This window comes from Deltaproteobacteria bacterium (assembly GCA_016183175.1).
Lineage (GTDB): Bacteria > UBA10199 > UBA10199 > UBA10199 > SBBF01 > JACPFC01.
Window position 1 is genome coordinate 103,725 of sequence record JACPFC010000026.1, and the last position, 11,111, is coordinate 114,835.

Annotated in this window: 9 protein-coding genes; 3 read left to right on the forward strand and 6 right to left on the reverse strand. The window is 55.4% G+C overall.

What is annotated here, in order from left to right; all coding sequences use genetic code 11:
- Positions 1–119: 119 nt before the first annotated feature.
- The 6 genes from HYU99_03505 to acs form a co-directional block, all read right to left on the reverse strand.
- Positions 120–1,583, reverse strand: coding sequence for a hypothetical protein (locus tag HYU99_03505; GenBank protein ID MBI2339424.1), 1,464 nt, complete (start codon positions 1,581–1,583; stop codon positions 120–122).
- A 237-nt stretch (positions 1,584–1,820) separates the two neighbouring features.
- Positions 1,821–3,512 carry a sigma 54-interacting transcriptional regulator gene (locus HYU99_03510; GenBank protein ID MBI2339425.1) on the reverse strand — a complete coding sequence of 564 codons (1,692 nt, stop codon included), beginning with the start codon at positions 3,510–3,512 and terminating at the stop codon, positions 1,821–1,823.
- A gap of 7 nt (positions 3,513–3,519) precedes the next feature.
- A complete protein-coding gene (locus HYU99_03515) occupies positions 3,520–5,577 on the reverse strand; it encodes a tetratricopeptide repeat protein (GenBank protein MBI2339426.1) in 2,058 nt (685 codons plus the stop codon).
- Between the two features lie 225 nt (positions 5,578–5,802).
- A complete protein-coding gene (locus HYU99_03520) occupies positions 5,803–6,063 on the reverse strand; it encodes a hypothetical protein (protein MBI2339427.1) in 261 nt (86 codons plus the stop codon).
- 52 nt (positions 6,064–6,115) lie between these two features.
- Entirely contained in the window at positions 6,116–7,591 is a 1,476-nt protein-coding gene (locus HYU99_03525; GenBank protein MBI2339428.1) for a hypothetical protein, read from the reverse strand.
- Between the two features lie 43 nt (positions 7,592–7,634).
- Complete coding sequence (gene acs / locus HYU99_03530; protein MBI2339429.1) at positions 7,635–9,644, reverse strand: acetate--CoA ligase; 2,010 nt, start codon at positions 9,642–9,644, stop codon at positions 7,635–7,637.
- Positions 9,645–9,743: 99 nt separating this feature from the next.
- Here acs and HYU99_03535 point away from each other — a divergent pair, with 99 nt between their 5' ends.
- From HYU99_03535 to HYU99_03545, 3 genes are all read left to right on the forward strand, one after another.
- Complete coding sequence (locus HYU99_03535; GenBank protein ID MBI2339430.1) at positions 9,744–9,941, forward strand: hypothetical protein; 198 nt, start codon at positions 9,744–9,746, stop codon at positions 9,939–9,941.
- Between the two features lie 3 nt (positions 9,942–9,944).
- Positions 9,945–10,703 (forward strand): undecaprenyl-diphosphate phosphatase, encoded by a 759-nt coding sequence (locus tag HYU99_03540; protein MBI2339431.1) that lies wholly within the window; start codon positions 9,945–9,947, stop codon positions 10,701–10,703.
- 126 nt (positions 10,704–10,829) lie between these two features.
- Positions 10,830–11,111: alanine dehydrogenase (locus HYU99_03545; GenBank protein MBI2339432.1), on the forward strand; the 282-nt coding region annotated here is incomplete at its 3' end.

Below are 11,111 nucleotides of genomic sequence, written 5' to 3' on the forward strand. Positions count from 1 at the left end.
AAAAGGGTCCCTTTGTCTTCGCAATTTTCGTAAGCCGCTTAAGAGTCGGCCTGTCTCGCCGGAGATGTAGCTGGCGGGAACGAAAATTGCTTCGTCAAAGGGACCCTTTTTGTTTGAGGTTATTTCTTTTTTCCGCCGCCGGGCGGAGTTGCCGGCGGACCGCCGCCGCCGCTGTTTCCGGGCGAGGTATCCGTCGTAGAAGTATCCGTTGTAGAGGTGTCGGTACTGCTGTTGGTCGTCGTCGTTGTATTGTCCACCACCGCCCCGTTGCCGCTGTCGACATACACCGAATGAGTCACGGTGGTGGAATGGTCGGTTGTGTGGCCGCCGCCGTTGCCGTTGTTCTCCACGGTGGATGTCGTCTCGGTGGTCGTACTGCCGGTCTTATCCAGGATGATTCCCCCTTCGTCCTTGTACTCGATTGTCATGCTCCCTTCAATCGACGTTGAATGTTCAACTTCGGCGGTAGCTCCGTCTGTCGTCTCCCCCTTGGGTTTGCCTTTCTTGTTTCCCTTCTCGGCGATGGCCGATGACTCGTCCGCCGTGAATTCTCCCTCAAATTCGCTGTCCTCCACGGCGCCCGATTTGATGTTTTTCATCGAGGTGTTCCCCTTCACATGCGAGGAGGTCATTGTGAGGTCTTCGATGGTATCCAGGGCGAGGTTGGCATCCACGGTGAGTTCTTCAAGAACCACCTTCGCGCAGTCGGCAATGGAGAGGTCCGATATCGTTGTCGGGTCGATAAAAACATAGGCGGAGCCGCTGATGGTCACACGGCCGTTGATGGTGGAGTCGATGATCGTGATTTCATCCAGATCGGAAAGGTCCACGTCCCGATTGAGCGTTTTTCCTTCCATGGTGAAGGAGCGGACCAGCGTGCCTGTTTCGTCATAGTATTCGGAAAAGAAGTCTACAAAACCGTCGCCATCTTCATCGGTTTCATTCACGTCGAGGATGCCGTCGTTGTCGTCGTCCAAATCTTCCAGATCGTTGTATCCGTCGTTGTCGTCATCCGTAAGTTCGAGCGGGTTCACTTCGGGAACCGCCCACTGGTCGCGTTGAGCCACCACCCCCAGATCCATCTCTTCCGTGGCGTTGTCGAGAAGGAGGGTATCGGTCGTCCGCGAGTTCTTTGTATCCAAGCCGAACACCATCGTTGCCAGATATTCCCCTCCCGCGAAAAGCTCCACGCGCGAGGCGGTCTCTTTTCTCGCCTTCACGGCGAACGAGCCGTCGTCGTTGGTGACCGTTGAGAAGGAATCCCCCATCGAATTGGTCAGGACGACAAGAACATCGCCGTCCCCATCGGCCGACTCATCTCCATCGGCGCTTAAATTTACGTGAAGGGCGGGGATTGAACTGCCGCCGGATGAAGCAGGGAGCTGGAGCGAAGAGAATGCGGAAGAATCGTCGGAATTCAGATCGACCTCGCCGGTGATCAAACCGAATCCCGGTGTCGGTCTTGTGGCCGGGTTTGTGCTCAACGGTCCCACCGTCTGGTCGGTCCCGCAATGATTCAAGAGGACCCCCAAACCGATAAGGGCAACTGTCGACAACAACCCTCTTTTCGCCCCAAGAAGCATGAACCCCCCTTCCCCCTAAAGGCGGACTACAGGCATTATTACTATACTTCTAATATAGTTATTATGCAAGATTCGTTCCACTTTTTGTAATAATAATCCGTTTAAATTTCAGCTTGTTATGGATAGTAACCCATCCAGTAGTTATTTAATAGAGGTAAAAATTACCCATAAAATATAAAAATGGGTAACATTGGTTGATAGGATTTTGACAAAGGCTTAACAGAATTTTGACAAGCGCTATTTTTCTATCTGGTAGCGTTTGATGAGGCGGGAGACCTGCGGGCGGGGCATCTGGAGATGTTCCGCCGCCTTTCCCACGCGCCCTTCGTGAAGCTTCAGCACCCGCAGAATCTGCTTTTTTTCAAAGGCCTGCTTGGCCTCGGGGAGGGTTATTTTTCGTTCGTCGATGGCCTTCGCCAGGTCATCGGGGGTCGTGTCCGCCGGGAACTGTGATGGAGGCAGAACCGCGGGGGATCCGCTCCCGTCAAAAAGGTCCTTTCTCGCTTCCACCTCTTTTAGGGTGATCCGTTCCGCCTCGGAAAAGACACAGAGGTTATAGAGGGTGTTTTCCAGCTGGCGGACATTTCCCGGCCAGGTCTGCTCGGTGAGACAGGCCAGCGCGTCTGCATCAATCTGCTTTTTCCGCCCGCCGGGTTGTTTGGCCCATTCCTCGAGAAAGTGGCTGATGAGAAGGGGGATGTCCTCCCTTCTTTCGCGAAGCGGGGGGATGACAATCTCGGCGGTGTTGATCCGGTAGAAAAGATCCTCACGGAATTTTTTTTCCCGGATCATCTCCTCAATGGGGCGGTGGGTGGCGCAGATGACCCGCACGTCGACCTTTTTGTCGTGGGTCGCCCCCACGGGGCGGATGGTCATGTCCTGCAGGGCCCTTAAGAGTTTGACCTGCATGTCGAAGGGCATGTCGCCGATCTCATCCAAAAAGAGGGTGCCGCCGTCAGCCTGCTCGAAAAGGCCGGTTTTGTTTTCAAACGCGCCGGTGAAGGAGCCCTTCACATGGCCGAAAAGCTCCGATTCCAGGAGGGTAGCCGGAATGGCGCCGCAGTTGATGCTGACCATCTGCCTCCCCTGCCGCCGGCTGTTGTAGTGGATGATCTTGGCGATCATCTCCTTTCCCGTCCCCGATTCGCCGCGAAGCAAAATGGGCACCGGCGTGTCGATCACCCGGTCGAGGAGTTCGAAAACGGCCAGAATCTTTTCCGACCGCCCCAGAAAGTTTTTGTAAGAATAGCGAAAGTGGAGTTCCCGCTCCTGTCGGTCCAGCGTCTTTTTGGCCTGGTTGAGTTGCGCCTCCGCCTTGCCGAATTCCCGCGCGTTGTGAAGGGCGATGCCGATCTGGTCGGCCAGCGCCTCGAGGTAGGGGAGGTCGTCCTTTTTCAACTGCTCCGATTTGAGCCGGCTGTCGAGATAGACCGCCCCCATGACCTCCCCGCGGAACAGAAAGGGGAGGATGACAATCGACTGAAGCTGAAGGCGCTGGACGCTCCGCGTTTCGGCAAAACGCTCGTCCCCGAGGGCATCGATGGTCATCAGCGGTTTGCGATCGGCCAATGCCTGTTTGGTCAGCGTCCAACTGATGGCGTCGGACTCCTCCTCGTTTTTGATCGAACGGGTGTCCATCTTGTGCGTGTAGGAGATCACCGGTTCCGTGTCGGCCAACAGAATGACAAAACCCCGGTCGGTCCGCGTCACCTCCAGCATCAGGTGGAGGATTTTCCGGACAAGAATGTTGAGGTCGAGTTCGGCCATGAGATCGCGGGTGGTGTCGAGAATTCTTTTGAGCAGAAAAGTAGCTGTCGGCTGGATCGCCGTCTCCCGCGGGTGGTGGCGGTAGAAAAAGAAAAAGCGTTCGCGGTAGTCGGGGGGGAGCTTTTTGTCGCAGAACCGCAAGAGCTCGTCCTGGTATTCCATCAGCGCCTCATACTCGGTCTGCCATTTCCTTTTTTCGCAAAGCCTTATGGCGCGGGAGAGATTGTCCAGCGAAAAAAAGCCTTATGGCGCGGGAGAGATTGTCCAGCGAAAATTCGATGTCCCCCTGGCTCACCATCTCTTTCAACGGACTGATGAGCCTTGAAGGCTTGAATTCCTCCTCCTTCCCGAAGAGAAGGGCGGCCATTCGAAGCGTCTTCAACCGTCCCTCGAGCAGGGGGTCTTTCTGGGCCCCGGCAAACTTCTCCAGCGCGTCCAGCCCTGTTTTGGCCTCCGACGCCTTCCCCTCTTCCAGCGCGATCTCCACCCGCGAGACCAGAAGGTCGCCCGTTTCCGCCTCGGTGTAGTGCCCCTTCAAAATCTCTTGGGCTGAATCCAGATGTTTTTTGGCCTCGTTGAAATTTTTTTTCTTCTTTTCGAGGTCGGCCGAGAGAAGGCAGGTATAGAGATTTAACTGCGGATTGCCGAACTCGGACAGGTAGGCGCGCGATTGGTCCAACAGCTCGCGCGATTTTTCCAGATGCCCCATGAAGCGGAGAATGCCGGAGAGGTTAAGGGCGGTCCGGATCGCCTCCAGCCGGTTTCCCGCCAGTTCGTTGATCCTTCGCGCCTTTTGGTAGGCCTCGATCGCCTCTCCCCACTGATGGCGGGCCAGTTCGGCATTGGCCAGATTCATGAGCGCCATCGCCTCCAGATGGACAAAGCCCCCGTTCCCGGCTACATTAACGGCCTTTTCGTAGTGCGACACCGCCGGGCCGATCTGCCGGTTGAAGAGGAGAAAGTTTCCGAGATAGATCTGATAATTGGCCAGCTTTTCCTCATCCTTCCGTTCACGGGCCTGGACGATGGATTTTTCCAGAAGTTTTTCGCCCGCCTCCCTTTCCCCCAGATGATAGAGGGCGGTGGCCCACGGGGGGATGAACCTTTCGTCGATGGAATTTTTCCTCCCTTTGAGAAGCTCGGCGGTTTCCTGATAGCGCCCCTCGAGATTGGAGAGCTGGACTTCAAAGTAGAGGCGGTCGTTGCCGGAGAGTTCCCCCAAAAGGGGGCGGATTTTGTCCGTGTCGGCCCTTTTCATATAAATCTTCAGAAGGGTGGCCAGCTCGGCGGGGGTCCTGTTTTTTTTCTTTTCCAGCTGTTGCAGGGTGTCGTTTAGGAGGGAATAGCCCTTGAGGACGCGAATTTTTTCCTGACCGGCAAGAGTTTCGGGTTCCGGTTCCGTCTCGAAGGGGGTCTTGCAGATCCGGTTGAGTTCGCGGATGAACTCGTTGGCCTCCAAAAACCGCTCGGCCGGCTCCCGGTTCAAAAGCCTTAAAACCAGAAGGCCGAATTCCTCCGTAAGCCCCTGGGACGCTCCCCCCGGCGCCGTGCCTGCACGATGGGCGGCCGGATTGGGGATTTCGCCGAACAGATGCGCCTGAATCAACTGCGGGTAGTCATCCCCCTTCACCGGGACCTCTCCCGTCATGAGAAAATAAAGGACGACCCCAAGCGCATAGAGGTCGCTTTGAATCGTGGGGGGATTTCCGTAAAAAAGTTCCGGGGCCATGAACGACGGCGTGCCCCGAATCGGCGTGCCTCCCTCGTGGCGCCTTCCCAAAAATTCAAAGTCGATGAAGGCGACCTTTCCCCGGTCGAAAATAAAATTGTTGGTGCTGACATCGCCGAAGATCATGCCCCGGAAGTGGATATGGGCCAGCCCGCGGGCGATTTGGACGGCGATCGACCGGATCTGGTCTTCGGCGAGCCTCCCCCCGTAACCGGCCAGCGACTCGCCGCCGACAAACTCACGAATGAAAACCCCGTACTGGTTCTGGGTCGCGTCGTGCCACCCGAAAACGGCGGGGAAAGAAGGGTGGGGATGCCCTTTTAAAAACTCGCAGGCCTTTTTCAGATTTTCCCCCGCCTCGGGGGTCAGAGGTATTTTTAGAAGATGTTCCTTGCCGTCTGTACGATGGGTACCCCGGAAGAGAAGGGCAAACTGCGTTTTTGCAAGCTCCTTGCGGTCGGTATAATCCCGCGTGACAATTTCCGGCAGTACGGGCATGGTAACGTTATGTTACCATAGGTGCCGACGAGGTGTCACTCTTTGTTACACAGCAAGCACAACAATTCAGTCTCGGTGTTTGCTTTCAGTTCCATCGGAACTCGCGGTCTTTTTGATCGCCACTCTGCTTGTTGATCGGGGCTTGGTTTGTTCTGGTTGGCGATGTTTTTAGGGAGCACTCAAACAGCCGATGGAACCTCAAGACATCCATCCGAGACTGAATTGTTACAGGATCTTGTAGACCTTGTCGTGCTCCCGGCACTTGCCGACCACTTTAATGCCGACGTCGTCGCCTGCTTTGGCCTCCGTCACCGACTTGTGATCCAGCTCGATGGCCGAGATGGTCTCTTCAAAGTCGGTGGTGTGTCCTTTCACATGAATCTTGTCACCCACCTTTAAGGCCCCTTTGGCGATCACGACCCCGGCGACATTGATGTGGTTGTAGTAGTGCTTGATGACCCCGATTTCCTCTTCTTTTTTTTCCATAGTTATCCCTCCGCTTGATGGGAATTTATCCTTTTTTTGTTTTGAGTTCAATTCAATCTTCAATCTCAAACGGCGGAGGGGTGACAACTTTTAGGGGCACGACCTGTGTTTCGGAATAGACCCCCTCCCGCGTCTGGACAACGTGGAGGACGATCCGTTTGTTTGCCATGTCTTTTGAATGTTTGGGGTCGAGGACAACCGAGGTGTAATAAACCGGATTGCCGTCATCGCCGCCGATTCTGTACGTCGGCGAAACGGTGAAATCGCCGAAGGCAAAGCCGTCCCTCCCGTTGACGCGGAATTTGAAGCGCCCTTTCTGCTCCCGCGGGGAAAAAAAACCCAGATCCCTCATTCCGCGGCCGTTGCCTGTCGAAAAAGAAATGTCGATGAAATCCCTCGATCCGTCGGCCGAAAAGAATCTTATTTCCTTCAGCTCATAGGCGGTTTGTTCGCCGTTGAGCGGGATTTCCTCTTCGTAGTAATTGGCGGAATAAGGGGCGGCGCTCAAGCCGATTGTGGTGATCCGTGTCTTTCCGGCAAGAAGTTGCGTCCGGTTTGGGGGGACAACGGCGGTGTCCGTATTCTGAAAGATGGAAATTCCGTTGTCGCCGGTCCGCTGATAATATTTTCCCTCGAAAAATCCCCCCGCGGTTTGCGAGAGAAGCAGGACCAGCCGGTTGCCGTTCAATTTATCCGGAAGCGCCGGTTCGCCGTCGATGGCGAGCCGGATTGATTTTTTTTCCGCAAACAAAATCTCTTCAAGGTCGATGACGGCCCCCGCCGTGTCCTGATAATGCTGGGCCGGGCGTCCGTTGTTCATGCCGATAAATCGCATCAGCCCCGTGATGAAATTTTTCTTTCCCTCCTTTGGAAGTTTGGCGTCGAAGTCCAAAACAACCGTATGCGATTTTCTATCCCACGTGATTGCGGCGGGGAGGGAATATTCGGCGTGGACTTTTTGGATGCGATCGGAATCGGGAGAGGTTTTTTCGATCTTTACCGCGCCGGGGATGTCGTACGCCCTGATGAGCGAGGCCTCGAAACTGTCGTAAGCGATCGGCGAATTCGCCTCACGGGTGTATATCAGCGCCTGTTCACCGCTGTCTCCATGTTCCTGCAGGTTCAGCATGATATCGTCAAAGGCGCCGGAGGATGTCCGGACCCGCTGGGTCCCCAGTTCGGTGAGCCTCTTGCCGAGGCTTAACACCACCTCGCGGTCGACATCGTAACCCAGCCCGCGAAACAGGGCCTCGGTGAAATTCGGCTGATCGGGAAAAAGCGCTCTTTCATATGCCGCTTCCGACACTTTTGTGCCGTTGAACCAACACCTTGTTTTGCATTCGCGGACAAAATCGGGGGTCCAGCCGCGGTTCAAGGTCTTGTTGATTTCCGGTTCCATCGTGCCTTCCTGCCGTTCATAGATATCCCGGAACGGCGCAATGGAATCCCCGATCGCCTCGATTTGTGCGGGGATCAATTCGTCCTGCGGGATGGGCGCGACGTCCGCCAAAACAGGTGGGGTGGACATAAAGGGGTTATTTTTGGATGCCTATGACGGGCGGGAAGGGAAATCAAGGCCCTTGCGTTGCCCCTTCGATGAGAGAGGCGACGACGGCGGGATCGGCCAGTGTCGTGATATCGCCCAGATCTTCTGCCCGGCCGGTAGCACCGGTGGCGCCGGTAGCACCGGTGGCGATTTTGCGGAGGATTCTGCGCATGATCTTGCCCGAACGGGTCTTGGGAAGGGCGGGGGCGAACTGGATTTTGTCGGGAGCGGCAATAGGGCCGATGGTTTTGCGCACCTCCTGCACCAACGCCTGACTCAAGGCCTGTGAAGGGGTCTGGCCCGATTTGAGCGTGACGAAGGCGTGGATTCCCTCTCCTTTTATGGGGTGAGGAAATCCGACAACCGCCGCCTCGGCAACGGCTTGGTGACCCACCAGAGCCGATTCCACCTCGGCGGTGCCGATCCGGTGCCCCGAAACCTTGATGACGTCATCGAGCCTCCCCATAAACCAGATGTCGCCGTCTTCGTCCCAATGCGCCCCGTCGCCGCTGTAATAAAGGCCGGGAAACCGGCTGAAATAGGTTTCCCTGAATTTTTCGTGGTGGCCATAAACGGTCCGCATGATGCCGGGCCAGGGTTGGCGAATGCAGAAGTAGCCGCCTTCATTCGCTGTGGCAGGCGTTCCGTCCTCTTTTAAAATCACCGGATCGACGCCGAAAAAAGGGATGGAGGCGGAGCCCGGCTTCAGCATTGAAATTCCCGGAAGCGGCGTGACGAGAATCCCTCCCGTTTCGGTCTGCCACCAGGTGTCCACGATGGGGCAGTGTGATCCACCCACCACCGTGTGGTACCACATCCATGCCTCCGGGTTGATCGGCTCTCCCACGGAGCCGAGGAGTCTTAATGTCGAGAGATCATGCTTTTTCACCGGCGCCTCCCCCTCGCGCATCAGCGCCCGGATGGCCGTGGGCGCCGTGTAGAATATCGTCACTTTGTGACGGTAGCAAGCATCCCAAAAACGGTCCGGTCCCGGCCATGTGGGGATTCCCTCAAACATGACCGTTGTCGCAGAGTTGGCCAGCGGGCCGTAGACAATGTAGCTGTGGCCGGTGATCCAGCCGATGTCGGCGGTGCACCAGTAGATGTCCTCCGGTTTGTAGTCAAAAATGTATTTGAACGTCAGGGCGGTAAAAACCATATAACCCGCCGTGGTATGCAGAACCCCCTTCGGTTTTCCCGTGGAACCGGAGGTGTAGAGGATGAAGAGGGGATCTTCGGCTTCCATTGGTTCGGGGGGGCAGACGGTTGGTTCCTTCTCAATCAGATCGTGCCACCAGATGTCGCGGTTTTCGGTCCAGGCGATTTTTTCCCCGCTTCGTTTGAGGACGACGCAATTTTTTATTTGGTGGCCGCTTTTTCGGCAAAGTTCAATGGCTGTATCGGCGATTTGTTTTAGCCCGATTTTTTTGTCTCCCCGGCTTGTCCCGTCCGCGGTGATGAGGAGATGGGATTTCGCGTCGATGAGACGGTCGGCCAGCGCCTCGGCCGAAAATCCGCCGAAGACCACCGAGTGAACGGCGCCGATTCGCGCGCAGGAGAGCATGGCAACGGCCAGTTCCGGAACCATCGGCATGTAAATGGTGACGCGGTCCCCTTTTTTGACTTCCAGCTTTTTAAGCGCATTGGCAAATCTGCAGACCTCCTTCAACAACTCGCCGTAAGAAATTTTCCGTGTTTCGCCCGGTTCGTTTCCTTCCCAGATATAAGCGGTCTTGTCTCCAAGACCCGATTCCACATGGCGGTCGAGTCCGTTGACCGTGATGTTGGTCTGCGCCCCGTCAAACCATTTGATGAAAATTTTGTCTTTGAAGTCATATTCCAGAACCTTGTCCCATTTTTTAAACCAGATGAAGTCTTTGGCGGCCTTGCTCCAGAAGGTGTCAGGATTTTCTATCGATTCCTTCCACATTTTTTTGTATTCAGCGGCCGATCGGATGTGGGCCTTCTTTTGAAAGTTGGACGGAGGGGGGAACCGGCGTTTTTCGTGGAGAATACTTTCTATTCCTGACGGCATTTCGCCAATACAGCCTTTTTTAACGATGCTGTCAATTTGGAAAGAAAAGCGTTGTTTCCGGGACTTTTTTTCGATATGTTTTAAGAAAGGGGAGCAATAATGGAAAAAATGGAAGAGTGGTTTCAGGTCTTGAACAAGAAAATCGACAAGATGGGAACCGACGTGATGGCCGTTCGGGAAGAGCTTTCCGATATTCGCGATTTTATCGAACTGCATCAGTCCGATATCCGCCTCTGCAAACTCGCCATCGAAAGAATCGACGACAAAGTCGAGGCGCTTAGAAAGAATACCCACTAAATAATGACCTATTTCCAGTCGATTTTGCTCGGCATCGTCCAGGGTCTGGGCGAGTTTTTGCCGATTTCCAGCTCGGCGCACCTTGTGATCACCCCATGGCTCTTCAAATTTCCCGATCCGGGGCTCGTCTTCGATGTCGCCCTTCACTTCGGCACCCTGTTGGCCCTCTTGGCCTATTTTTGGAAAGACTGGATCAAAATTATTCTCGAAAAGAGGCGCCTCTTTCTCTTCGTGGTTGTTGCCACCATCCCCGGCGCCGCCGCCGGATATTTCCTCGAGGATTTGGCTGAAACAGTCTTTAGGCATCCCCTTTTGACGGCTTTCAACATGTCGTTTCTGGGGGCTGTGCTCCTTTATGCCGACAACAAAACAAAAAAGGAAAAGGGCTTGGGAGAGGTCGGCTGGAGGGATGCCGTGATTGTCGGTTTTTCACAGGCGCTGGCGCTGGTGCCGGGGGTCTCCCGCGCAGGGGTCACCATCACCGCCGCTCTTTTTTGCGGTTTTTCCCGCTCCACCGCCGCTTTCTTTTCATTTCTGCTCGCCATGCCGATCACCTTCGGCGCCTGTGTTTTTAAAATGGGGCATCTCTTTGAAAACGGCGCCGGGGGGGTTGAATGGACCGGTATTGCGATTTCGGCCGTCGTCGGTTTTTTAAGCATCAAATATCTGCTCAAGTATGTTCAAACCCACAACTACCGCATCTTTGTCTACTACCGCTTCGGCTTCACGATTCTTGTGGGTCTTGTTTATTTTTTGCGGTAGGCTATTTGTTTGTGAGGACGGGTGACGCCGAGGGAGGGTTCCCGATCGAGCCGCAGTCCCGCAACGCGGGACGAGGACGAGAGCGGGAAACCCGAAGGCGGCAGGACCCGTCCTCATAATGCCGGTATGATTATTGGCGTTCCCAAAGAGTCCAAAGAGCGTGAATACCGGGTGGCGCTGACGCCGGCGGGGGCGCGGACGCTCTCTGCCGCCGGTCATCGTGTCCTTGTCCAGAAAGGGGCGGGGGGGGGGAGCGGCTTTGCCGACCGGGAATATGCCGACGAAGGGGCGGCGATGGTCTCGTTCCTTCAACAGGTTTTGCGAAAAAGCGATCTGGCGGTCAAGGTCAAGGAGCCGACGCCGGCCGAGATCGGCTTTTTTCGCGAAGGGCAGGCCCTTTTCACCTAT